Origin of the sequence: Micromonospora sp. B9E7, assembly GCF_039871815.1 — a bacterium.
Lineage (GTDB): Bacteria > Actinomycetota > Actinomycetes > Mycobacteriales > Micromonosporaceae > Micromonospora.
The window spans coordinates 360,492-384,234 of sequence record NZ_JBDPLX010000005.1; the positions used below are offsets into that span (position 1 = coordinate 360,492).

The 23,743-nt window shown below is 70.2% G+C and carries 22 protein-coding genes; 14 read left to right on the forward strand and 8 right to left on the reverse strand.

The window, feature by feature from the left end:
* Positions 1 to 100 precede the first annotated feature (100 nt).
* The 3 genes from ABGB10_RS10905 to ABGB10_RS10915 are packed head-to-tail and all read left to right on the forward strand — an operon-like array spanning position 101 to position 3,380.
* Positions 101 to 991, forward strand: coding sequence for a M20/M25/M40 family metallo-hydrolase (locus tag ABGB10_RS10905; RefSeq protein WP_347660735.1), 891 nt, complete (start codon positions 101 to 103; stop codon positions 989 to 991).
* Positions 988 to 2,427, forward strand: a complete 1,440-nt coding sequence (locus tag ABGB10_RS10910; RefSeq protein WP_347660736.1) for a M1 family metallopeptidase — start codon at positions 988 to 990, stop codon at positions 2,425 to 2,427. The genes ABGB10_RS10905 and ABGB10_RS10910 overlap by 4 nt, the downstream gene beginning before the upstream one ends.
* A gap of 32 nt (positions 2,428 to 2,459) precedes the next feature.
* Positions 2,460 to 3,380, forward strand: coding sequence for a hydroxymethylglutaryl-CoA lyase (locus ABGB10_RS10915; protein WP_347660737.1), 921 nt, complete (start codon positions 2,460 to 2,462; stop codon positions 3,378 to 3,380).
* A 61-nt stretch (positions 3,381 to 3,441) separates the two neighbouring features.
* Here ABGB10_RS10915 and ABGB10_RS10920 read toward each other — a convergent pair whose 3' ends face one another.
* Positions 3,442 to 4,002: a snapalysin family zinc-dependent metalloprotease gene (locus tag ABGB10_RS10920; protein WP_347660738.1), complete on the reverse strand. Its 561-nt coding sequence runs from the start codon at positions 4,000 to 4,002 to the stop codon at positions 3,442 to 3,444.
* A gap of 169 nt (positions 4,003 to 4,171) precedes the next feature.
* Here ABGB10_RS10920 and ABGB10_RS10925 point away from each other — a divergent pair, with 169 nt between their 5' ends.
* The 3 genes from ABGB10_RS10925 (at position 4,172) to ABGB10_RS10935 (ending at position 9,755) form a co-directional block, all read left to right on the forward strand.
* A complete protein-coding gene (locus ABGB10_RS10925; protein WP_347660739.1) occupies positions 4,172 to 5,704 on the forward strand; it encodes an acyl-CoA carboxylase subunit beta in 1,533 nt (510 codons plus the stop codon).
* A gap of 116 nt (positions 5,705 to 5,820) precedes the next feature.
* Complete coding sequence (locus ABGB10_RS10930; RefSeq protein WP_347660740.1) at positions 5,821 to 6,969, forward strand: acyl-CoA dehydrogenase family protein; 1,149 nt, start codon at positions 5,821 to 5,823, stop codon at positions 6,967 to 6,969.
* A gap of 125 nt (positions 6,970 to 7,094) precedes the next feature.
* Positions 7,095 to 9,755, forward strand: coding sequence for a helix-turn-helix domain-containing protein (locus tag ABGB10_RS10935; RefSeq protein WP_347660741.1), 2,661 nt, complete (start codon positions 7,095 to 7,097; stop codon positions 9,753 to 9,755).
* A 248-nt stretch (positions 9,756 to 10,003) separates the two neighbouring features.
* On the opposite strand, the gene ABGB10_RS10940 is transcribed toward ABGB10_RS10935, so the two are convergent.
* Positions 10,004 to 10,513, reverse strand: a complete 510-nt coding sequence (locus ABGB10_RS10940; RefSeq protein ID WP_347660807.1) for a MarR family transcriptional regulator — start codon at positions 10,511 to 10,513, stop codon at positions 10,004 to 10,006.
* Positions 10,514 to 10,610: 97 nt separating this feature from the next.
* On the opposite strand from ABGB10_RS10940, the gene ABGB10_RS10945 reads away from it, so the two are divergent.
* Both ABGB10_RS10945 and ABGB10_RS10950 read left to right on the forward strand, forming a co-directional pair.
* The gene (locus ABGB10_RS10945; RefSeq protein ID WP_347660742.1) at positions 10,611 to 11,192 is read left to right on the forward strand and encodes a YceI family protein; all 582 of its coding nucleotides are present in this window, start codon (positions 10,611 to 10,613) and stop codon (positions 11,190 to 11,192) included.
* 293 nt (positions 11,193 to 11,485) lie between these two features.
* Entirely contained in the window at positions 11,486 to 12,964 is a 1,479-nt protein-coding gene (locus ABGB10_RS10950) for a glutamate--cysteine ligase (RefSeq protein ID WP_347660743.1), read from the forward strand.
* A gap of 107 nt (positions 12,965 to 13,071) precedes the next feature.
* Here ABGB10_RS10950 and ABGB10_RS10955 read toward each other — a convergent pair whose 3' ends face one another.
* Positions 13,072 to 14,454 carry a hypothetical protein gene (locus tag ABGB10_RS10955; RefSeq protein WP_347660744.1) on the reverse strand — a complete coding sequence of 461 codons (1,383 nt, stop codon included), beginning with the start codon at positions 14,452 to 14,454 and terminating at the stop codon, positions 13,072 to 13,074.
* A gap of 195 nt (positions 14,455 to 14,649) precedes the next feature.
* On the opposite strand from ABGB10_RS10955, the gene ABGB10_RS10960 reads away from it, so the two are divergent.
* Positions 14,650 to 15,276, forward strand: coding sequence for a PASTA domain-containing protein (locus ABGB10_RS10960; protein WP_347660745.1), 627 nt, complete (start codon positions 14,650 to 14,652; stop codon positions 15,274 to 15,276).
* 132 nt (positions 15,277 to 15,408) lie between these two features.
* The gene (locus ABGB10_RS10965) at positions 15,409 to 16,215 is read left to right on the forward strand and encodes a PASTA domain-containing protein (RefSeq protein ID WP_347660746.1); all 807 of its coding nucleotides are present in this window, start codon (positions 15,409 to 15,411) and stop codon (positions 16,213 to 16,215) included.
* A 7-nt stretch (positions 16,216 to 16,222) separates the two neighbouring features.
* On the opposite strand, the gene ABGB10_RS10970 is transcribed toward ABGB10_RS10965, so the two are convergent.
* Positions 16,223 to 16,678, reverse strand: a complete 456-nt coding sequence (locus ABGB10_RS10970; protein WP_347660747.1) for a hypothetical protein — start codon at positions 16,676 to 16,678, stop codon at positions 16,223 to 16,225.
* Between the two features lie 98 nt (positions 16,679 to 16,776).
* Positions 16,777 to 17,061, reverse strand: a complete 285-nt coding sequence (locus ABGB10_RS10975; RefSeq protein ID WP_347660748.1) for a hypothetical protein — start codon at positions 17,059 to 17,061, stop codon at positions 16,777 to 16,779.
* A 623-nt stretch (positions 17,062 to 17,684) separates the two neighbouring features.
* On the opposite strand from ABGB10_RS10975, the gene ABGB10_RS10980 reads away from it, so the two are divergent.
* The 3 genes from ABGB10_RS10980 to ABGB10_RS10990 all read left to right on the forward strand — a co-directional run bounded on the left by ABGB10_RS10980 (position 17,685) and on the right by ABGB10_RS10990 (position 19,355).
* Positions 17,685 to 18,566 (forward strand): helix-turn-helix transcriptional regulator, encoded by an 882-nt coding sequence (locus tag ABGB10_RS10980; RefSeq protein ID WP_030487606.1) that lies wholly within the window; start codon positions 17,685 to 17,687, stop codon positions 18,564 to 18,566.
* Positions 18,536 to 18,757, forward strand: coding sequence for a DUF397 domain-containing protein (locus tag ABGB10_RS10985; protein WP_278136761.1), 222 nt, complete (start codon positions 18,536 to 18,538; stop codon positions 18,755 to 18,757). Before ABGB10_RS10980 ends, ABGB10_RS10985 begins: the two co-directional genes overlap by 31 nt.
* Positions 18,758 to 18,956: 199 nt before the next feature.
* Positions 18,957 to 19,355: a hypothetical protein gene (locus ABGB10_RS10990; RefSeq protein WP_347660749.1), complete on the forward strand. Its 399-nt coding sequence runs from the start codon at positions 18,957 to 18,959 to the stop codon at positions 19,353 to 19,355.
* On the opposite strand, the gene ABGB10_RS10995 is transcribed toward ABGB10_RS10990, so the two are convergent.
* On the reverse strand, positions 19,323 to 19,922 hold the full coding sequence (locus ABGB10_RS10995; protein ID WP_347660750.1) for a hypothetical protein: 600 nt from the start codon (positions 19,920 to 19,922) through the stop codon (positions 19,323 to 19,325). The genes ABGB10_RS10990 and ABGB10_RS10995 overlap by 33 nt on opposite strands.
* Positions 19,923 to 20,137: 215 nt before the next feature.
* On the opposite strand from ABGB10_RS10995, the gene ABGB10_RS11000 reads away from it, so the two are divergent.
* Complete coding sequence (locus ABGB10_RS11000; RefSeq protein WP_347660751.1) at positions 20,138 to 21,694, forward strand: S8 family serine peptidase; 1,557 nt, start codon at positions 20,138 to 20,140, stop codon at positions 21,692 to 21,694.
* A gap of 66 nt (positions 21,695 to 21,760) precedes the next feature.
* Here ABGB10_RS11000 and ABGB10_RS11005 read toward each other — a convergent pair whose 3' ends face one another.
* Positions 21,761 to 22,570, reverse strand: a complete 810-nt coding sequence (locus ABGB10_RS11005) for a WecB/TagA/CpsF family glycosyltransferase (RefSeq protein ID WP_347660752.1) — start codon at positions 22,568 to 22,570, stop codon at positions 21,761 to 21,763.
* Entirely contained in the window at positions 22,567 to 23,682 is a 1,116-nt protein-coding gene (locus ABGB10_RS11010; RefSeq protein WP_347660753.1) for an NAD-dependent epimerase/dehydratase family protein, read from the reverse strand. The genes ABGB10_RS11005 and ABGB10_RS11010 overlap by 4 nt, the downstream gene beginning before the upstream one ends.
* Between the last annotated feature and the right edge of the window lie 61 nt (positions 23,683 to 23,743).

Sequence of the window (23,743 nt, forward strand, 5' to 3'; positions counted from 1 at the left end):
ATGACAATAGGAAGCTGACGACTTCCTGACATCGATCACCAAGCATCGTCTTCTGGACGGGGATCGATCCGATCATCCGTCGCTGACGAGAGGTGTATCCATGAGGAAACGGACTTTGCCCAACGGCATGGTCGCTGTCGTGCTGCTGTTGGCCGCCGCGCTCACCCCGACGCCGGCGGTCGCCGCCGCTGCCCCGCCCACCGTCGGCGCCGGCGCGGTCATGCCGCACCTCACGGCGCTGCAGGAGATCGCCGACCGCAACGGCGGTACCCGGGCTGCCGGCACATCCGGCTACACCGAGTCCGTGCGCTACGTCAAGGGCGTGCTCGACCGTGCCGGCTTCCGCACCCGGATCGACGAGTTCGTGTACGTGGACGAGAAGGGCGTCCGCCACACCAGTCAGAACGTGATCGCCGACTGGCCGGGCGGGGACGACAACGACGTGGTGATGGTGGGGGCGCATCTGGACAGCGTCCCCGCCGGCCCGGGCATCAATGACAACGGCTCCGGCGCGGCGGCGGTGCTCGCCACCGCCGAAGCCGTGGCACGGGCACATCTCGTGTCGCGTCGACACCTACGGTTCGCCTGGTGGGGCGCGGAGGAACTGGGCGAGCTCGGGTCCGCCGCCTACCTCGAACACCTGCCGAGCAGGCAGCGCAAGGCGATCGGCGCCTATCTGAACTTCGATATGACTGGCATCGACACGACCGGAATGTGGCTGGTCGTCGACACCGGAGACGGGCTCGCTAAGGGGTTCTACGACTACTTCGCGGCGCACGACATCCCCACCTGGGATATCGGGGTGGGGAGCTCCGACCACGTGTCGTTCGCCGAGCGGGGCATCCCGGTCAGCGGGTTCACCACCGGCATCGACGCCTGCTATCACCTCGCGTGCGATCGGTTGGAGAACATCTCTCCCACCGTGCAGACCACCAGCACCAACGCGATCATCTATGCCCTCTGGGGTCTCAGCGACGGGAAGCGTTCATGACCTCGTCCGTCTCCCGCAGTCGCCGCCTCCTCCGGGCCGCCTGCGCGACCACCGTCGTGGTGGGCGTCAGCCTGCTCCTCGGCGTGCCGTCCGCTGGCGCGTACCCGCAGCGATCCACTGCCCGGTCAGGCTTGGGTGACCCGTATTTTCCCGACGACGGCAATGCCGGCTACGACGTGGGGCACTACGACGTGCGCGTCGCCTACGATCCGGCGAAACCCGGCTGGCTCACCGGCGACACGACGATCACGGCGCGTGCCACCACCACCCTGCGCGTCTTCCACCTCGATCTGGTGGGCTTCGACGTCACCGCGGTGTCGGTCGATGGTCGTCCCGCGCAGAAGGTCAGTCGGGAAGGTGCGCACGAGCTGGTGATCCGGCCGGCGGTCGAGATCAAAGCGGGGCGCGAGTTCACGGTGCGCGCGCGTTACGCCGGCGCCACTGGCAAGGATTGGTACACCACGGACGGTGGCGGTGCGGTAGCGCTCGGCGAGCCGCACAGCGCCACCTCGTGGTTTCCGGCCAACGACCACCCGTCGGACAAGGCGACGTTCGCCGTGGCCGCCACCGTCCCGACAGGTTGGACCGTGATCAGCAACGGCCGACCCGGCACGACGCGCACCGACGCCAAGAGCGCCACGTTCAGCTGGCACGAGGACCGGCCGATCGCGACCTACCTGACGACCATCGCCATCGACCGGTTCACCGTTCACAAGGCGGCGATGCCCGATGGCACGCCACTGTTGTACGCGTACGCTCCCGGCACCGAGATCTGGCCCGAATCCGAGGAGGTGATGCCGTCGATCCTCGACTTCTACGCGGACACGTTCGGCCCCTATCCGTTCGGCGTCTCGGGTGCCACCGTGGTGCCCTACCTGAGCCCTCCGGGGGCGCCCTTGGCCTTGGAGACCCAGGGCAGGCCCACCTATCAGGGCGTCTTCTTCGAGGAGTCGATGGCGCACGAGGTGGCACACCAGTGGTTCGGTGACAGCGTGTCCTTCGCCGACTGGCGCGACGGATGTATCGCCGAGTGCTTCGCCACGTACGCGGCCCAGCTGTGGAGGGAGCACAAAGGTGCCGACATCGACGAGGACTACCTCGAATTGGTGGCGGAGAATCTCGGCGACCCCGAGTACTGGCGGGTCAAGCTCTACGATCCCGGGCCGGGACGCGAGCTCGACTCGGCTCTCTACGACAAGGGTGCGCTGATGCTGCACGCACTTCGCCGCACGGTGGGTGACACTGCCTTCTTCAGTACGCTTCGGCAGTGGCTGCGCGACCACCGCTACGGCAACGCGTCGTTCACCCAGTTCGAGGCGCTTGCTCAGCGCAACACCACCGTCGACCTCACCGGCTTCTTCGCCGAGTGGGCCCACGGCACCGCCGTGCCCTCCTCAGCGAACCTCTACCCCGGCTCGCTGGCGGACCATAAGTAACGGACATAATCGATCGCGTGAGGTGACTCCTTATGGCGGAACTGCCGGATTTCGTCTCCATCCGTGAGGTTGGGCCGCGGGACGGGTTGCAGAACGAGGACCCGATCCCGACCGACGCCAAGGTGCGACTGCTCGACGCGCTCTCCGGCACCGGCGTGCAGCGGATCGAGGCGGTGTCGTTCGTGCATCCGAAGGCGATCCCGCAGATGGCCGACGCCGACGAGGTGTGGCAGCGGGCCGCGAAGGCCGACGGGGTGCGGTACTCGGCGCTGGTGCCGAACACCCGGGGTGCCCAGCGGGCCCTCGCCGCCGGGTTCACCGAGATCGAGGTGGTGGTCTCGGCGAGCGACACGCACAACCGGCGCAACGTCAACCGGTCGACCGACGAGTCGCTGGACGACATCGCCGAGCTGATCGACCTGCTGCACGGCGCGTCCGCGCGGGTGGAAGTGATCGTGGCGACCAGCTTCGGCTGCCCGTACGAGGGGGACGTCGACCCGGCCCGGGTCGCCGGCATCGTCGACCGGGTGGTCCGTGACGGCGCGGACCGGGTGGCGTTCGGCGACACGACCGGCATGGGTACGCCGCGCCGGGTCCGTGAGCTGGTGACGGCGGTACGCGACCGCAACGCGCACGTGCCGGTGCTGCTGCACTTCCACAACACCCGGGGTACCGCGTTGGCGAACCTGTTGACCGCTCTGGAGTTGGGGGTTACCGAGTTCGACGCCAGTGTGGGTGGTCTGGGCGGCTGCCCGTATGCCCCCGGGGCGAGCGGCAACCTGGCTACCGAGGAGGCCGTGCACATGCTGCACGACATGGGCATCGACACGGGCATCGACCTGGAGGCCCTGATCGAGGCGGCGGAGTTGGCGGAGGAGCTGCTCGGCAAGAAGCTCCCGTCCGGCGTGCTGCGGGCCGGGCCGCGTACCCGGTTGACGCCGATGCCGAGCTGACCGTTCGGTGACGCGACGGAGGGGCCGGCGGGTGCGCCGGCCCCTCCCACGTGTCTGTCGGTCAGCTCACCGGAGCGAGCGCGGCCGGCCAGCTGTCGCGGAAGATGTCCGCGCTGCGGTCGGTGGCGCTGAACGTGCCGGCGAAGAGATTGCTCACCCGGTTCGCCTCGGCGCTGCTCGGGTACGGGTTGGTGCAGCTGGTGCCGGCGCTGCCGCCGGACATCAGCAGCGAGCAGTTGCCGTTGTAGTTGTCCGGCAGGCCGAGGATGTGCCCGATCTCGTGGGTCATGATCCGCAGCACGCTGTACTGGGCGGCCTGCTGGGTGTCGATGTAGACCCGACCGTTGCCGAGGCTGGTCCGCACGGCGTACGAGCCGCCGCCGGTGATCTGGTAGATCCGCAGGTTGGAGCCGCAGTTGGCGGAGAGCGTCAGGTTGACGGTGGCGTTGTTCCAGATCGAGGCGGCCTGGTTGGCGACGCTGGCGTAGCTGCCCGCCTGGCTGGTGTTGTAGCAGATGGTCATGGCGGCGGACGCGGGCGCGGGGTTGGCGACCGTGATGCCGAGGGTGGCGAGTGCCGTCGCGAGGAACGCGACCGCGAGCCGATTGAGTCGGGAGGTCATCGCTGACTCCAATCCGGGGAGGAGGGGTGCCAGGAGCCTAGCGATATGCATTCATGTTTTTCAATGTCTTGCTCTCGGCTTCGCTGTCTGGTTCGCTCGTAGGTCGCCGACAGTCGCGCCGATGCGCTAGCCTAACGATCGTTCAGGTCAGCATGGCGGAGGAGTCGGCGTGACGCTCGACGGTGAGGCACTGGAGCAGCTGCGCAAGCGGGCCCGGTCCGGCGGCGCGGACAAGTACCACGCGGCCAACGCGGCCAAGGGCAAGCTCTTCGCCCGTGAGCGGGTCGCGCTCCTGGTCGACGAGGGTTCGTTCGTCGAAGACGGCCTCTACGCCAACACGATGGCCGAAGGGTTGCCCGCCGACGGTGTGGTCACCGGCACCGCCACTATCGACGGCCGACAGGTCTGCCTGATGGCCAACGACTCCACCGTCAAGGCCGGCAGCTGGGGTGCCCGCACCGTCGAGAAGATCATTCGGATCATCGAGCGGGCGTACGGCGCCGGCGTGCCGATGGTCTACCTGGTCGACTCGGCCGGCGCGCGGATCACCGACCAGGTCGACCTCTTCCCCGGCCGCCGTGGCGCCGGCAAGATCTTCTGGAACCAGGTGCGCGCCTCGGGTTCGATCCCGCAGGTGTGCGCGCTGTTCGGCCCGAGCGCCGCCGGTGGGGCGTACATTCCGGCGTTCTGCGACGTGGTGGCCCTGGTCGACGGCAACGCGAGCATGTATCTCGGCTCCGACCGGATGGTCGAGATGGTCACCGGCGAGAAGACCACCCTGGAAGCGATGGGCGGGGCCAAGGTGCACACCGCCGAGTCGGGCGTCGGGCACTTCCTCTGCAAGACCGAGGCCGACGCGCTCGACGTGGTGCGGACCTACCTGTCGTACCTCCCGGCGAACTGGACGCAGGCGCCGCCGACCGCGCCGGCCGTCGCCGCGCCCGCGAAGGCCGACCTGGCCGCGCTGGTGCCGGCCAGCGAGCGGCAGGCGTTCGACATGCGGCGGTACGTCAAGGGCCTGCTCGACGAGGGTTCGTTCTTCGAGATCCAGGCGCTCTGGGCGAAGGAGTTGACCATCGGCTTCGGCCGTCTCGACGGTCAGGTCGTCGGCGTGGTCGGCAACAACTCGATGTTCAAGGGCGGCGTGCTCTTCGTCGACTCGGCCGACAAGGCCACCCGGTTCGTGCAGCTCTGCGACGCGTTCAACGTGCCGCTGCTGTTCCTCAGCGACGTACCCGGCTTCATGGTCGGCAGCGCGGTGGAGAAGCAGGGCATCATCCGGCACGGCGCAAAGATGATCACCGCGATCTCCGAAGCGACGGTCCCGAAGATCTGCGTGGTGGTCCGCAAGGCGTACGGCGCCGGCCTCTACGCGATGGCCGGCCCCGGGTTCGAGCCGGACGCCACGATCGCGTTGCCGACCGCGAAGATCGCGGTGATGGGGGCCGAGGCCGCCGTGAACGCCGTCTACGCCAACAAGATCGCCGCCATCGAGGACGAGGCCGAGCGGGCCGCCTTCGTGGCCGCCAAGCGGGCCGAGTACGAGCAGGACATCGACGTCGTCCGGCTCGCCAGCGAACTGGTGGTGGACGCCATCGTCGAGCCCCACGACCTGCGTACCGAGCTGGTCCGTCGGTTCGCGGCGGCCCGTACGAAGGACCGGCACTTCTCCCGTCGCCGGCACGGCGTGACCCCCGTTTGACCCGCAAGGAAGGGCCCCCGCTTAACGCCTGGTGTATAGGAGGGGGCCCTTCCTAACGCTTCAGCCGCTTCCGCGTCACGAGCGCCCGGCGGCCCGCCCCTTCCAGGAGGAACGACATGGACTTCCGGCTCACCGACGAACAAGCGGCGCTGCGGGAGAGCGTGCGGGACTTCGCGCGCGAGGTGGTCGCCCCGGTCATCGCCGAGCACTACGAGCAGCACACCTTCCCGTACGAGGTGATCCGGCAGATGGGCAAGATGGGCCTGTTCGGCCTGCCCTTCGCCGAGGAGCACGGTGGGATGGGCGGCGACTACTTCGCGCTCTGCCTGGCCCTGGAGGAGTTGGCGCGGGTCGACTCCAGCGTGGCCATCACGCTGGAGGCGGCGGTCTCGTTGGGCGCGATGCCGATCTACCGCTTCGGCACCGAGGAGCAGAAGGCGACCTGGCTGCCCAAGCTGCTCAGCGGCGAGGCACTTGCCGGTTTCGGTCTCACCGAGCCGGGCACCGGCTCCGACGCCGCCGGCACCCAGACGCGCGCGGTGCTGGACGGCGACGAATGGGTGATCAACGGGTCGAAGGCGTTCATCACCAACTCGGGCACCGACATCACGGCCATGGTGACCGTCACCGCGGTGACCGGCACCAACCCGGACGGCTCCAAGGAGTTGTCGACCATCATCGTGCCGACCGGCACGCCCGGGTTCACCGTCGCGCCGGGCTACTCCAAGGTGGGCTGGACCGCCTCGGACACCCACGAGCTGACCTTCGACGACTGCCGCGTACCGGCGGCCAACCTGCTCGGTGCGCGGGGCCGGGGTTTCGCCCAGTTCCTGCGGATCCTCGACGAGGGTCGGATCGCCATCGCCGCGCTGGCCGTCGGCCTCGCCCAGGGCTGCGTCGACGAGTCGATCAAGTACGCGAAGGAGCGGCACGCCTTCGGCCAACCGATCGGCGCCAACCAGGCGATCCAGTTCAAGATCGCGGACATGGAGCTGAAGGCGCACACCGCCCGGTTGGCCTACTACGACGCGGCTGCCCGGATGCTGGCCGGTGAGCCGTTCAAGCGGCAGGCCGCCATCGCCAAGCTGCACGCCAGCACCATCGCGGTGGACAACGCCCGGGAGGCGACCCAGATCCACGGCGGGTACGGCTTCATGAACGAGTACCCGGTCGCCCGCTTCTGGCGGGACTCCAAGATCCTGGAGATCGGTGAGGGCACCAGCGAGGTGCAGCGCATGATCATCGCTCGCGACCTGGGCCTCTAGAAAGCTTCCACCGGCCGTCCGTACCGGACGGGCTGTCCGTACGGCTGTCGGATTTCGGCGGGTGGGCGTCAATAGCCCGACGTTCGACTGCCGACCGTCGGGGTCCATCCGTACTCTTCGTGCCCATGACTCCGGATCATGGAGGGTCGCGGAGCCCGGCTGGCCGTACCGCCCTGCCGGAGCTGCTCCGCGAGCATCGACGCGCCGCCGGCCTGACCCAGGCCGAGTTGGCGTCCCGGGCCGGGGTGGGTGTGCGGACGGTGCGTGATCTGGAGCGTGGTCGGGCGGTCCGGCCGCAGCGCACCACTGTGGACCTGCTCGCCGCGGCGTTGGCGTTGACCGGCGGCGACCGGACGGCGTTCCTGGCGGCGGCTCGCGGCTCCGGCACCGAGCCGACCCGGCCGGACACCATCTCGACGGCGCTCGCGGGCGGTGGCAGAACCACGTCCTCCGACCGATCGGTAGCTCTCCCGCCTCCGGTCACGCTGATCGGTCGGGACCGCGACATCACCGAGCTGACCGGGATGCTGACCACAGAGGGCGGGCCCCGGCTGGTGAGCCTGGTCGGATTGGCCGGGGTCGGCAAGACCGCCCTGGCGGCGTCGGTGGCGCACGCGGTGGCCCCCGCGCACCCGGCCGGGGTGACCGGGGTGCTGATCGGTGAGGGCTCGGACGGGCCGGACGTACTCGCCGCCTCGACGTCCGTACTCGGCTCGGCACGGCTGGCCGAACTCGTGGCCCAGCTCGCCGGCCGGCCGGCACTGCTGGTGATGGACGCGGTGGAACGCGCCCCGGGTCCGGTCGCCGCGACGCTGCACCGACTGATCGCAGCCCTGCCCTCGCTGCGGGTGCTGGTCACCGGGCGGCACCCGGTCGGCCTACCCGGCGAGCGGGTCTGGCCGGTCGCGCCGCTCGACGTGCCACCCCCGGACGTCGAACACACCGGTCTGGCCACCCTCGAATCGTGGCCGGCGGTGGCCCTGTTCACCGCCCGGCTGGCTCAGGTCCGCCGGGAGACACCCACCCCCGACGAGCTGCCCGCGCTTGCCGCGCTGGTCCGCCGTCTGGGCGGTCTGCCGCTGGCCATCGAGCTGATGGCCGCCCGAGGCCGGCTCCTCGACCTCACCGAGTTGCTGGACCGGTACGGCGACCGGGTGCTCGACCTGGCCGCTCCCGCCGATGCCACGGTCCATCCGGGCTGGGACGCGCGGGACGCGCCAACCCGACGGTCGACCACTCCTTCTGCGGTGGCCACTGTCACCCTGCGCGAGGCGGTGGCGACCAGCTACCGACTGCTGGCACCCGACGAGCGGGCAGCGCTGCGGCAGCTCGCCGTGTTCGGCAATCGCTGGTCGGTGGAGTTGGCCGAGGAGATGCTCGTCGACGAGGCCGACCGGGACGGCACGGTGGCGATCGATCCGGTTCCGCTGCTGGACAGGTTCGTCGAGTTGGGGCTGCTGAGCGTACGCGGTACCGGTTCGTTCCGGTTCCGGCTGCTCGACGCGGTCCGTGAGTACGCCGTCGAGCAGGCGGCTGGTGAGGGTGAGTTGACCGGCATCCGGCGGCGGCATGCGGAGGTGATCGCGAGGTTGGTGGCGCGCACGGCAGTCGACCTGGTTGGTCCGCGATCGTCCGACGCGGTGCACCGGCTGGACGAGATGACAAGTGACATCAGCTCGTCGCTGACCCATGCGGCCACGGACGACCCGTTGACCGCGCTGCGGCTGGCGGCCTGCCTGACCCGTTGGTGGCGGTTTCGTGGGCGCGACGTCGTCGGGCGGCAGTGGCTGCACCGGCTGTTGGCGGACCCGCGTACCGCCGACGCCGATCCGATTCTGCGGGGCTGGGCCGCCCTCGGGGTTGCCCGGCTCGCGGCCGAGCACGGTGCGGGCGCCGAGGAGTTGGCGACGGCACGTGCGGCGTTGGAGACCTTCCGGCGGGCCGGCGATGTCACAGGTGAGCTGGAGGCGCGGAACGTGCTCGGCACGCTGCTGATCGCCGTCGGCCGGCAGGACGAGGCGCGCGAGCAGACCGAGGCGGTGCTGCGGTTGGCCGCCCGTGATGGACGGACCCGGGACCTGGCGGTGGCCCAGAACAGTCTCGCCTGGCACGAGATCCGGACCGGTGACCTTGCCGCGGCCCGACGCCGGCTCGCTGCGGCGGACCGACTCGCCGCCGAGAGCGGGGAGCAGCGGCTGCGGGTGCTGGTCTGGGCCGGTCGAGCCGAGGTCGCCCGTCTGGAGGGTTGGTACGCCGACGCCATCGACCGTGGTCGGCGGGCGATGGCGGCGTTGTCCGAGCTGGGTGACCAGGGGCGTCGCCGCCGAACACTCGGGACGGTCGGGTTGGCGCTCGCCCAGGACGGGCGTGCCGCGGAGGCGACCGAGGTGCTCGTCGAGTTACGCGCGGGGATGGCCGAGGTTGCGGCGGCGGGATCGGGGCGAGCAGCATCTCGGCGGGTCGTGCCACGACAGCGTTCCGAGAACACGGCGCTGTCCTGGGACGGACCGGACGCCGGTCTCTGTGCGCTGATCGAGGGAAATCTGGCGCTGCACCGGGGTGACCGGGAGTTGGCGGCCGAATGGTTCGCCGCGGCCGCCGACTCGGGTCAGGATCGCCGGGACGTGGTGGAGGCGCTGGTGGGGCTCGCCGCGAGCACCGCGGACCCGGCGGTCCTCGATCGGCTCGACCGGGTCTGCCGGGAGAGTGGTATCGCGCTGCTGCCCCAGGAGTCGGGACTGCTCTACGCGCTGATCGCCGATCGGGACGGGCCGGCCGTCCCGTAGCGCCGTGGGGGCAGACGCTCCGGACGCGGTCGAGGACGAGCTGGGCCGGGAGAGTGGCGCGGGCGAAGAGCCCCCTTGTGCTACCCCTCGCTGATCGCCCGCGCCGTCACCCCCCGGTTGATCCCCGGTGCTCGAAGCCTGCCACCGCTACGGCGGCAGAAAGTCGACTTGGCCCGAATCATCCAGCTTGGTGGGGCCAGTTCTGCCGGTCTTTCTGCCGGTGCGACCACCTCGCGGGAATAAGGTGCTCAGGGCTGAGTGGTCTCGGTCTGCTCTGCGAAGCTGGTGTCGTCGCTGCCGGCGGTGGCGCACGGATGCGCGGCGTCGCGGACCCGCCGCAGCCCGTCGAGGAGGGCTGCCAGCGCCTCGGGGTCGAGTTGGCCGGTGAACCACTGCTCGATCATCTGCAGGTGGCCGGGCAGCGTCTCGTTCAGTCGCTGCATCCCTGCGGCGGTGACCACCGCGTACGAGCTGCGCCGGTCGTTCGGGCAGGCTCGACGGGTGAGTAGGCCGTCACGTTCCATCCGGTCCACCACGCGGGTAACCCCGCTGGTCGACAGTGAGGTCTGCGCGGCAAGGTCGGTCATGCGTAGCTGGTTGCCGGGCGAGCGGGCCAGTCGAGTGATGACCTCGAACTCGACCGCGGAGAGGCCGTGCTCCGCGAGTTGGGCGTCGAACCGGGCGGACAACCCGGCGTGTGCCTCGAAGAGCAGGCCGACGGCGGTGATCCGGGGATCGTCGAAGACGTTGGTCACCAGTTAATCGTAGCAGTACTTGACATCGGGAATGTTGTTGCAGTTATAGTTGCTCAAGCAGTCGTTGGGCTACTAAACAATTCTCCTGGAGGACAGCAGCATGACCAGCAGCATCGATGCGGTTACCCGCGACTGGGACGGCCTCACCATCCCGACGGCCGGCACCTACGCGCTCGACGTGGCGCACAAGCGGGTCGGCTTCGTTGCCCGGCACATGATGGTGAGCAAGGTCCGCGGTGAGTTCAACGACGCGACCGCCACCATCACCGTCGCGGAGGACCCGCTGCAGTCGTCGGTCGTCGCGACCATCCAGGCCGCCAGCATCGACACCACCCAGGCCGACCGGGATGCTCACCTGCGCAGCCCCGAGTTCCTGGACTCCGAGAAGTTCCCGACGCTCGAGTTCCGCAGCACCGGGGTCAAGTCCCGTCGCGGCAACGAGTTCGTGCTCACCGGTGAGCTGACCATCAAGGACGTCACCCGGCCGGTCGAGCTGGAGGTGGAGTTCGAGGGTGTCGGCCGCAGCCCGTTCGGCCAGGACATCTTCGGTTTCTCCGCGAGCACCGAGATCGACCGCGAGGAGTTCGGCCTGACCTGGAACGTCGCCCTGGAGACCGGGGGCGTGCTGGTCAGCCGCAAGATCAAGATCGAGATCGAGGGTGAGGCCGTCCGCCAGGCCTGATCCCTTCCGGATCACCGGTACGCAGGGCCCGCGCCGCACGTCGGCGCGGGCCCTGCGTCGTCTGCCGTCCGAGGCGACGTCGTGGTAATTGTCACGAGTTGTTCGCGCCGCATCGGGTCGTGTCGGCCCGTCACGGGGTACAGATGGCGCCACGAGTGACGTCCGCTCGGGTTGATGTCGGATCACCGCCGTCGGCCTCTGGCCCCGGTCAGGTGGGCGCTCTTACCGTGGATGGTTCACAATGCGCTTCCGGGACGGCAGGATCCCGACCGCGCCGGCTGTCGGGAGGACACATGGGCAGGGACGTCTCACAGGGTGCCTTCACCCGGGACGATCGCGTCCGGTACCGGCAGAAGGTCCGGCGGTGCCTGGACGTCTTCGCCCTCATGCTCGACGACTTCGGGTTCGACGCCGACCGGCCGATGACCGGCCTGGAGATCGAACTCAACCTGGTCGACTCGACGGCCGAGCCGGCGATGCGCAACGAGGAGATCCTCGCCGACATCGCCGATCCGCTCTTCCAGACGGAACTGGGGCAGTTCAACCTCGAGCTCAACGCCGAGCCCCGACTGATCGAGGGCACCGGCTTCGCCGACTACGAGCGTGACCTGCGCGGCAGCCTTTCCCGGGCCGACGAGCGCGCGGCCCGGTCCGACGCGAAGATCGTCCTGGTCGGCATCCTGCCCACCCTCACCGAGGGGCACCTGGTCGAGGACAATCTCTCCACGAACGAGCGCTACCGGGTGCTCAACGACCAGATCGTCGGTGCCCGCGGCGAGGACATCGAGCTGGACATCCGTGGTGTCGAGCAGTTGCGGACGCACACCGACTCGATCGCCCCCGAGGCCGCCTGCACCAGCCTCCAGTTCCACCTCCAGGTGGCACCCGACAGCTTCGCCGACTACTGGAACGCCTCCCAGGCCATCGCCGGCGTGCAGGTGGCGGTCGGCGCGAACAGCCCCTTCCTGTACGGCCGCCAACTGTGGGCGGAGACCCGGATCGCCCTGTTCCAGCAGGCCACCGACACTCGTCCCGATGAGCTCAAGGCCCAGGGGGTGCGCCCCCGGGTGTGGTTCGGCGAGCGGTGGATCACCTCGATCTTCGACCTGTTCGAGGAGAACGTCCGGTACTTCCCGCCGCTGCTGCCGATCTGCGAGGACGAGGACCCGGTGGAGGTGCTGCACGCCGGCGGCGTACCGCACCTCGGGGAGTTGAGGCTGCACAACGGCACGGTCTACCGATGGAACCGCCCGGTCTACGACATCATGAACGGCCGCCCGCACCTGCGGGTGGAGAACCGGGTGCTGCCGGCCGGTCCGACGGTGGTGGACATGCTCGCCAACGCGGCCTTCTACTTCGGGTTGGCTCGTGGTCTGGCCGAGGCGGATCGTCCGATCTGGAGCCAACTCACCTTCAGCTCCGCCGAGGAGAACTTCCACGCCGCCGCCCGACGTGGCCTCGACGCCGTGCTGCACTGGCCCGGGCTCGGTGACGTGCCGGTGACCAAGCTGGTGCTGGAGCAGTTGCTGCCCACCGCGGCGGCTGGCCTGGACGGGTTCGGTGTCGCCGCGGCCCAACGGGATCGGCTGCTCGGCATCATCGAGCAGCGCTGTCGGACCGGCCGCAACGGCGCCGTCTGGCAGACCGAGGCGGTCTGGGCGGCGGAGCGGCGGTACGGCATGGATCGGAAGGACGCGCTGCGCCACATGGTCCAGCGTTACGCGGAACTCCAGCGCTCGAACGAGCCCGTCCACACCTGGCCAGTCGACTGACCCCTCCCACCCCCACCCTTACCCCGTGTTGATCATGAGTTATTGCCCCGACACGGGCGGGATGGCAATAACTTCATGATCGAAAGGGCTGAGGCGGGGGTTGGGGTTCAGTCGGTGGTGGGGCGGGTGGAGCGGCGGGCTGGGCGGGCGCGTCGGGTGGTTGGTGTCGGGTCCTCGTCGGCAGGATCGGCTGGCCCGGAGAGGTCCGGGTTCGTCCGTGGCGCAGGCACCCTGGGGAGCGCATCGTCGTCCGGACGGGAAGTCGCCCCGGCTGCCTCCGGCGCGGCCCTGCGACGGCGACCCGTGGCGCCGGTCGACGGATCGCGAGCCGGCGGCTCCGAGTCGGCGCTGGTGGCCGGAGCGGGATCGGCCTGAGGGGTCGGGATCGGCCCGCCAACGGTGGCCGGGGTCAGCTCGGTCGGAACGGTCGAGGTCGAGTCGGCCGCCGTTGCCGGCGAGGCCGAGCCCTGGGTCGCCCGGTTCCGGTCGGCTCGCTCCGCGAGAACGGCGGCCAGCACCGAGCCGCCGACACCGGCGATCACCGCGTACGGGGCGACGAGTTGGGTGGACAGCTGCGCGGGGCCCAGCGTGGACCAGTGCGGCAGTGTGGTCAGGTAGGCGAGCGCGACGAGCACCGGGCCGGCAGCGCCGGAGGCCGCCGCGCCGACCCGGTGTCCGGTCGAGCGGGCTGCCCGCCGGGCTGCCAGAACGCCGATCAGTAGCGCGGGTACGAGTGCCAGCAGCGCACCGGGCCAGTAGAGCTGACCACCGATCCAGTACCGCGAATGGTCCGGGTCGAGCTGCCAGGTGCCCAGTTGAGCACCGGTCAGCCCTCGTCCGACGCGTACCCCGTCTATCACCGAGACCACCGCGAGCAGCCAGAGCCAGGCGGCCGTCGCGGTCACGTTGACCGCGGCTGCCCGGGAACGCAGCGCCCAGATCGCGACGACCACGCCCAGCAGGATGCCCAGCACCGCCTGGACGGCGGCGGTCCGTTGCGGTGCGCCGGTGTCCGCACCGGTGGCGACCCGTGCGGGTACGGCGATCAGCAGCACCGTCACCAGGCCGCCGATCCCGGCGCCGAGCGCGAGGGCCACCCGGCGCAGCAGACCGCCACGTTCGGCGGTCGAGGTCACCTGCTCCGTCACCGGGCCGGGGGCGTCGACCGCAGGGGGACGCCCGCCTGCCTGGGTGGCCTGCTCCGGCGCGGTAACGGAGTCGGAGGAGTCCGTCGCCTGCGACTCGACCGGCCTCGGTGCGCCGCGTTGGTGCAGTCGTTGCGCGCAGACCGCGCCGAGGACCGTTGAGCTGGCGGCGAGCCAGGTGGCCCAGGCGAGACCGTCCGCCCAGGCTGTGTCGGTGGCCCCGGCCTCGGTGGGCGTCCAGGCGATGACGCCGAGCCCGTAGCCGAAGCCCAGTTGGGCAGCGCCCGCGCCGGCAGCGACGCCGATCGCCGTGACGATCGATACTCCCCAGCCCTGTCTGGCCATGCCGGGCAGCGTAACGTCCCGTCGTCGGCGCGGCGAGTCGCAACGACCCGCCGGTGCGGATGGCCGGCGCAACAGGTTGGGCGGCGGGCGGTACGGTCGCCGGTGATGAGGCGGTGGGCGGTATGACGGACACGAACACGGGGCCGACAGGATGCCGTCGGTGGCCAGGGCGGTGCCGGCGCGGGCCGGGCCAGCGTGTTGCTGGGTGGCGGGCTGGCCGCTGTGCTGCTCGCCGCGGTCGGCGCGACCGGCGGTTGGCTGCTGGCCGGCGACGGCGAGCCGTCCTCGGAGGATCCCCTCGCCGTCGCGAGCCTGACCGGTTCGCCGACCGTCCGGGTCACGGCGCCCCGGCCGAGCACCGGGCGGGCCACCCCGTCGGCCGTCCGGACCTCCGCCAGCGCGACCAAGGGGACCGGCCTGACCGTGCCACCGGTGGTCGGCATCGACTTCGTCCAGGCCCGGGACATGTTGCGAAAGCAGCGGCTGGGCTGGCGGTTGGTCTTCGGAGGCGGTGCCGGTCGTACGGTCGAGAGCACCTTGCCCGCCGTGGGCACCGAGGTCACCCGGGGTACGACTGTGCAGCTGCGGGTGACTGGGCCAGCGCCGGCAGCCGAGGTGCCGGACGTGGTCGGGGAGAACTGCGACAAGGCCGTCAACGAGTTGATCGACGAGGGCCTCTACCCGCGTTACGTCAGTGGGCGCAGCGGAAAGGTCACCCGGCAGGAGCCGGCCGAGGACGGCGCTGCCCGGTGGAACGACGAGGTCAGCATCTGGTGCGGGACGGGCGGTGCCGAACAGCCGACCACCAAACCCACCTCCTGAGCTGTTTCCCGCACCGATCGGCGCGCTGCCTCCGGCGCGGCTCGGCACGCTGATCCCCGCCGACGGCGCCCTGGGCGACTAGGTTGACGGTCGAGGGCCATGACGCCCGTCCGGTTCGGGAAGGGACGTGCGATGAGCAGCGACCGCCAGGAGCCTCCCGCCGACGAGAACGACGACGACCGGACCCGACCCCTGTCACCGGCCGCCGACCGGCCGGATTCACCGCCACCGGCCCGACCCACCGCCGGTGCGGACGAGACGGCGCCGATCGACCCGCGCGTCCCCGCGCGTCCCGATCCGTCGCCCGACGAGACCATGCCGATCGACAGGTCTGCCGGCACGCCGGGCGACCGGACGGCGCAGATACCGCCTTCGTGGTCCGGGCGGGCCGAGGTCCGGCCGTCCCGGCCGGCCGATTCCGCCGGTGAGTGGTACGTCGAGGAACAGGGCGGCCGGCGCTGGTGGCTGCCGATCCTCTGGGGCGTGCTCGCGCTGCTGCTCGCCGGCCTGCTCGGCGGAGCACTCTGGTTGGTGCTCGCCAACCAGGACGACGACCGGGACGATCCGGGGCCCACCCCGTCGCTCCCGCCGGCCAGTGCGACAAGCGCCGCGCCGACCAGCGAATCCCCGACCTCGGCGGCGCCGACCAGCGAGTCGCCGAGCAGTTCGCCGACCACCACGGCACCGGACGAGGTGCCGGTGCCACCGCTCGTCGGCCTGCCGCAGGCCACCGCCGAGGGGTTGCTGAACCGGCTCGGTCTTGCCTACCGCGTGGTGTACCGCCCGTCGGAACTACCGCCGGGCACCGTGGTGGGCACCGAGCCGGAGGCGGGCACGTCGGTGTCGACCGACGACGAGGTGTTGTTGGTGATCTCCCAGGCCCGACCCTCCACCGGGGTGAGCCCGACGCCGACCCCCACGGTGACGAGCACGTCGTGACCGGTGGTCACCACATCCGGCGACGGGTACCGACTAGGCCGAGGCCAGCCAGCGAGATGGTGAGACCGAAGATCCCGGACCAGAACAGGGACCGACGGATGTCGGTCGCGGTGTGCCCGGCCGGAGCTGCTTCGGTGAGTTCCTGACGGCCGTCGGACTGGCCGCCGGCGCCGTGGCCGGCCACCGGCCCGGTCGGATCGGCGGCCTCGTTGTCCGGAGCGTCGGCACCGATCCAGCCGGGTTCGTCGTACACCGACGGATCTTCGTCCGACGGAGGGTCGGCGTCGACCACGGTGATCTCCGGTGCGGGCACCGGCGCGGTCAGTCGGGTGGACGACATCGCCGGGTCGCGGACGAGGACCAGCACTGTGGCCATCGCCCCGAGGAGGGCAAGTAGTCCGAATGCGTAGGCGATACGGGAGCGGTGGTGCCGCCGCAGGGCGGGCTGATTGACCATGACCATCCCAGGGTCAGGGTCCTGGACGCGCGGGTGGAACTGTGCCGGGGTGGGCGTACCGATTCTATGGCGACGGCACGCCCACCGGCGGCGGATCGGGCCGGTCAGCCCACCCGGACCGGGGTACGGGCAACCGGTCGGCGGGCCCGCACGGTGTGCGGACGGGGCTCGGGGGCGGACTGCAGTTGCTGCAGGCCTTCCCGCTGGACGAAGATCGACCGTCGGTTCACCGCGTCGCCCGCGGCGTTCAACTCGTAGCCGTCGAGCCAGAGCCAGCCGTCATAGGTGGGCCAGTCGAGCACCCGGATCACCCGGAACTTGATCGGCCTGAGGAACTGGACACTCGCCGCGCGAGTCACGTGCAGTACGTCACCGGTGCGGGGAAGCACATGGGCTCCTGGGGAGGGTTGGCCGGCGGGCTGCCGGCGGTGCCTGAACGGGGGACGTCTCGGCCGGCGACGGGGTCGTGCCTCGTGAACCGGTGGTGCGGATGGTGGTGGTCGGGCCGTACTCCGTTGGTGACGTGCCGCCACCCGACCACCACCCGGTTGCTTCCGGGACCGCGCCCGCCGCCGCAGCTTGCCGGCTTGCAGCGGCGGGGTCATTACCCCGGAGCAGGTCTCGGTGTCGTCGGCCGGGCCGGCGTCGTGCCCAACTTCCCCGGATCGGTGGGGTCACCACTCCGAGGGAGTGAACGGAGACGCTGAGTGATCCGTGCCATACGGACAGAGTGCATCAGGGACGTGCTTCATGCAAGTTGCACGTCGACTTTTGCCGATACATGAGCGTGTCGCGCGAAAGGGCTATTGAAGCCATCCGCGTCCGGGCGGCACACTGAGGGCCGGTTTCGCCCGTCGCGGCCGGCCGAGGACCGGCACCACCCCTTCGTCGCGAACGCTCGCCGGTCGACGGTCGCGCCCCCGGCGGGTGTCACCCAGTGGCGCGTTACCGGAGGTAGCCCGAGTGGGGTCGAGCAGCCAGCGGCGGGGACCACTGACTCCTGGGTTGCGCCATGAGTGAGCGGCGCAGTCCGACCATCAGACGGCGGCGGCTCGGTGCCGAGCTGCGCCGCCAGCGGGAGTCCGCCGGTATCACCATCGAGGTGGTCGCCGAGCAGTTGGAGTGCTCGGCGTCGAAGGTTTCCCGGATCGAGACCGGGCACACCACGGCCACCCCTCGCGACGTGCGGGACATGCTGCGGATCTACGGCGTGGTGGGTGCCGAGAGCGACGAGCTCGTGCAGATCGCGCGGGAGGCCCGCCAGAAGGGCTGGTGGCACCCGTACAGCACGGTGCTCGTCGGCGCGTACGTCGGGCTGGAGGCGGCGGCGAGTTCGATCCGGGCGTACGAACAGCAGGTCGTGCCGGGCCTCTTGGAGACCGAGGAGTACGCCGGGGCCATGATCCGCGCCGCTCGGCCGGACTTCACCGCCGATCAGGTGCACCAGAGGGTGCGTGTCCGTCTGGGCCGTCAGTCGTTACTGACCCAGGACGATCCGGTCGATCTGTGGGTGGTGCTCGATGAGGCGGTGGTAAGTCGGCCGGTGGGCGGGGACGAGGTGATGCGCGGCCAACTCAAGCGGTTGGTCGAGGTGGCCGAGTTGCCGAACGTGACGCTGCAGATCCTGCCCTTCGAGGTGGGTGCGCACGCCGGCATGGACGGCACTTTCACGATCCTCAGCTTCCCTGAGCCCGGTGATCCGGATGTTGTGTACGCGGAGAACGCCACGGGTGGGCTTTTCCTCGAGAAGAGCGACGAACTACAGAAGTACAGCTTCATCTTCGATCACATCCGCGCTGCGGCCATACGTCCGGAGGAGTCCGTCGCACACATCGCAAAACTGGCAGAGGAGCCGTTGTGGAAATGGCGACCAAGGGGTTCCCCGTGGACCTGACGCAGGCAGCATGGTTCAAGAGCTCGAAGAGCGGGCCGAACTGTGACAACTGCGTGGAGGTGGCGTACGTGACGGGGGCGGTCGGAGTGCGGGACTCGAAGGACAAGGCGGGCCCAGCCCTGGTCTTCGCACCGGGTGACTGGCACGCCTTCGTCGCCGGCACCCGAGGCGGTGCGTTCGGCGCGGTCTGAGTGAGTGGTCAACCGAGTCCCCGTCCGGCCCTGCCGGACGGGGACTCCGCCGTCTCGGGAGCCGGAGGATCGGCGGTGGTCGGTGAGGTTCCGTGGGCGATCCCGTCGCCACAACGCGCCCGTCTCGTTGAACCGGTCGGTACGGCGCCGGTCGATGGCCCGCCGCACCGACCCGCAACCGAGCGAGTAGGCGAGACGGATGACGACGATCGGTTCAGACAACCTCACCAACGGTCCGGCGAAGCCGGAACGATTCGGTGGCAAGTACCGCGGGGCCCGTCGGGACACCGTACTGACCGAGGTGGTCTCGACCGACCAGGAGTTGAGCGGGCGGGAGACAGCCGCCGAGTCGACGGATCCTCCGCTCTCGTTGCCCTCGCTGGACCCTAATCCGCTGATCGAGCCGTCGTTCCCGCCGACCGGGTGGCCGATGCAGCCGGCCGAGTCCCTTGCGGACCACCCGCTGCTGCGTGGCCTGCTGATGGAGTTGCCGCCGAAGGGCAGCCTGCCCTCGCAGGACTGGCTGGACCGCTGGTTCGAGGCGACCAGGGCGATCCTGGAGCTGCTATACGTGCAGGGGGCCGGCCGCCCGCGTTGATCGTGCGGCGTCCGGCTGGGCCCGCTCGGCCAGGCGGCTGTGCCGCAGCGCGTGCCGGACCGCGATGGCGGTCACCGCGAGCGCGCCCACCGTGATCGCCGGCCCGGTGACGCTGGGGTCGGCTCCGAGGTCGGTGCCGATCGCCGCGATCACCGCAGGCACCGTGGCCAGTGCGGCCGCCTGGAGGGGCAGCCCGACGAGCGGATGGGCCGCCGCGGCGCGAAGCCCGTGAGGCGCAGGTGTGGCGGGAGCGCTGACGAAGGCGCCCGCTCCGGCCCACAGCCGGCGGATCCGCCGTACCGAGCAGACCAGCGCCACGAGGGCCGGGCCGGCGGCCAGGGTGAGCCCGGCGGCGGCCCGGTCGACCGGCGCGGAGCCGGCGCTGAGCAGACCGCCGCCGAGCACGGCCGCGGTGAGTGCCAGCCCGGTGAAGGTCAGAACCAGCAACCATCCGGTACGCCGGCGAAGTGCGCGGGTGCTGCGGAGACGAGGAAGGCCGTCGGCAACGACGCCGGCGGTCAACCAGACGGCGGCGACCGGGATCAGGATGGTGAGCTGACTCTCCATGTTCGAGAGTCTTTCCCGGATCGGGGCGGGGCGAATCCGGGCCGGTCCCCCGTTCACCCCGGACGTCGGGCCCGTAGGGGGTCATCACCCGAAGGTATGGCCGTTTCGACATGTCCAAGTGCCCGGCGGCTGATCTACCCTCAGCTGAATCGGCGTGTGTCGATTGATTTCGGGACCGGTGTCACGTTCCGCCGCCGGTCAGAGGGAGGTAGGAGATGGGTCTTCCACGAAGGTCCGTACTGATCGGGGTGGCCACGGCGACCGTGCTGGCCGTCGGCACCCCGGCCCTGGCCGCCGAACCCGTCGGTGTGGTGCAGGCCGCGGGCGGCGCCACCGCAGTGCCGGACAGCTACATCGTCGTACTCAAGGACAGCGCGGTGGCCCGGGACCGGGTCGGCGACACCGCGAAGCGGCTCTCCGGCCGCCACGGCGGCACGGTGGCCCGCACCTACGGGGCGGCGCTGCGCGGCTTCGAGGTCAAGGTGAGCGCGAGCGCGGCGGCGCGGATCGCAGCCGACCCGGCGGTGGCGTACGTCGAGCAGAACCACACCGTCTCGATCTCCGGAACGCAGGCCAACCCGCCCTCGTGGGGCCTCGACCGGATCGATCAGCGCAACCTGCCGTTGGACAGCTCCTACACCTACCCCAACACGGCGAGCAACGTGCACGCCTACATCATCGACACCGGCATCCGGTTCTCCCACAACGACTTCGGCGGCCGGGCCACCTCCGGCTACGACGCGGTGGACGGCGGGTCGGCCGACGACTGCAACGGGCACGGCACGCACGTGGCCGGCACCGTCGGCGGGTCCGCGTACGGGGTGGCCAAGGCCGTCCAACTCGTCGGCGTACGGGTACTGAACTGCTCCGGCAGCGGCACCAACGCCGGTGTGATCGCCGGCGTCGACTGGGTCACCGCGAACGCGATCAAGCCGGCGGTGGCGAACATGAGCCTCGGCGGCGGCGCGAACACCTCGCTCGACAACGCCGTGCGCAACTCGATCGCCTCCGGCGTGACGTACGGCCTGGCGGCCGGCAACGACAACGGCGCGAACGCGTGCAACACCTCGCCGGCCCGTACCACGGAAGCCATCACGGTGGGCTCGACGACCAGCTCGGACGCCCGCTCGTCGTTCTCCAACGTCGGCACCTGCCTGGACATCTTCGCGCCCGGCTCGTCGATCACCTCGGCCTGGTACAACAGCAACACCGCGACCAACACGATCAGCGGCACCTCGATGGCCACGCCCCACGTGGTCGGAGCGGCTGCCCTGGTGGCCAGCGCCAACCCGAGCTGGACCCCGGCCCAGGTTCGCAACCAACTGGTGACCAACGCGACCCCGAACGTCGTGTCCAATCCTGGCTCGGGCTCGCCGAACCTGCTGCTCTACGTGGGCACCGGCACCACCCCGCCGCCGCCCACCGGCTGCACCGGCACCAACGGCACCGACGTCTCGATCCCGGACGTCGGATCGGCGGTGACCAGTTCGATCACCATCTCGGGCTGTGGCCGCAACGCCTCGTCGGCCTCCACCGTCGCGGTGAACATCGTGCACACCTACCGCGGTGACCTGGTCATCGACCTGCTCGCCCCGGACGGCAGCTCGTACCGGTTGAAGAACAGCAGCACCTCGGACAGCGCCGACAACGTGAACGCCACGTACACGGTCAACGTGTCCGGTGAGGCCGCCGACGGCATCTGGCGACTTCAGGTGCGGGACACCTACCGGGCCGACACCGGCTACATCAACACCTGGACCCTGACCGTCTGACCCGTCTCACCCGACCGAGGCCCCACCCGGAAGACGGGTGGGGCCTCGTGTCGTTCGGGATCGGGATCAGACCGAGAAGGTGGCCGGCCGGTCGTGGGCCGGAGCCGGCGGGCGGGCCTTCCACAGGCCGATCTTCTGCGCGGCCAGCCGGCCCAGGTAGGCCGGGTTGAGGATGACGTAGCGGCGCCAGAGCCGCTTCGGCTCCAGTCCGAGACGCCAGAACCACTCCAGGCCGGCACGCTGCATCCACGGTGGGGGCTTGCGGAGCAGCCCGGCGTGGTAGTCGAAGGCCGCACCGACCGCCATCAGCGGCATGTCGAGCAGCGGCCGCATGGCGTACGCGAAGACCTCCTGGCGGGGGCAGCCGAGCCCGACCAGGACGAGCCGGGCGCCGCTGGAACGGATCCGGTCGGCGATCTCGGCGTCCTCACCGGGCTCGACGGCACGGAACTTGGACGGCTCCACCCCGGCGATCTTCAAGGCGGGGAACATCTGCTCCAGGGCCGGGATCAACCTGGCGAGGGTCTCCTCGGTCGAGCCGTACAGGTAGACCGGCAGACCTTCGTCGGCGAAACGCGACAGCACGTGCAGGGTCAGCGTCGGCCCGTAGACCCGGTCGGTGAGCCCGGCGTGGTGCAGCAGGTTGAGTGCCCACCGCACCGGCTGCCCGTCCGGTGTGACCACGTCGAAGGAGTTGAGCCGCGCGTTGTGGGCCGGGTCCAGTACCCCGGTCATCACACCGTGCACGGCCAGGGCGGTGAGCGCGAGGGGACGACGCTCGTGCGCCGCGGTCACCACCGTGTCGGTCGCCGTGGCGTAGTCGGTGGCGTCGACCAGGACACCGAGCACGTTGCGTTTGGTCCGCGGCGTGGTCATGACTGGGGGACCCACTTGTCCACGTTGGCCTCGTAGATCTCCCGCAGGATCATCGGCACGTCGTAAGTGATCTTCCAGTCCGGGTACTGCGCCTCGAACCGGGCCATGCTGCTGACGTACCACTGGTGGTCGCCGGTGCGGTTCTGCTCGACGTAGTTGATCTGCGCCTCGCGACCGGTGATCTCCTCGGCGATCCGGAACGCCTCGATGTGGGAGGTGTTGGAGTGCCGGCCGCCGCCGAGGTTGTAGACCTCCGCGGATCGCGGGGCCCGGAAGAACGCCTCGAACGCGCTCAGCACGTCGCGGGAGTGGATCGCGTCGCGGACCATCTTGCCCTTGTAGCCGAACAGGTTGTACGTCCGGCCCTCCATGACGCAGCGCATCAGGTAGGCCAGGAACCCGTGCAGCTCGGCTGCGGAGTGCGCCGGACCGGTCAGCGTGCCGCCTCGGAAGCAGGCCGTCTTCATGTCGAAGTAGCGCCCGTACTCCTGGACCATCACGTCCGCGGCGACCTTCGAGGCGCCGAAGACCGAGTGCAGTGAGTTGTCGATCGACATCTCTTCGGTGATGCCCTGGTACCACCGGTGGTCCTCGGGCAACTCGTACCGCGTCTCGAGCTCGACCAGCGGCAGGCTGTTGGGCCGGTCGCCGTAGACCTTGTTGGTGGAGCAGTGGATGAACGGCGCGTCGATCGCGTGCAGCCGGGTGTTCTCCAGGATGTTGAGCGTGCCGCCGGCGTTCACGTCGAAGTCCGTGTACGGCTCCTTGGCCGCCCAGTCGTGACTCGGCTGCGCCGCGCTGTGGATCACCACGGCGATGTCCGAGCCGTACTTCTTGAAGACCTGCTCCAGGCCGTCCCGGTCCCGGATGTCCACGGCGAAATGCGTGTACGAGTTACCCAGGTCACGGCCGAGCCGTTCGAGGCTCCACGAGGTGGAGCCGTCCTCGCCGAAGAAGTACCGGCGCATGTCGTTGTCGATGCCGACCACGTCCAGGCCGAGGCCGGCGAAGTGCCGGACCGCCTCGGAACCGATCAGGCCACCCGACCCTGTCACCAACGCGACACTCACACGCCACTCCTGGTCCATCGGAGGCAGAATCCATCGCAGCATAGCGTGACGTCCGGCACGTCCCGATATGACGGAAGGGCCCCGCATCAAGCGGAGCCCTCGT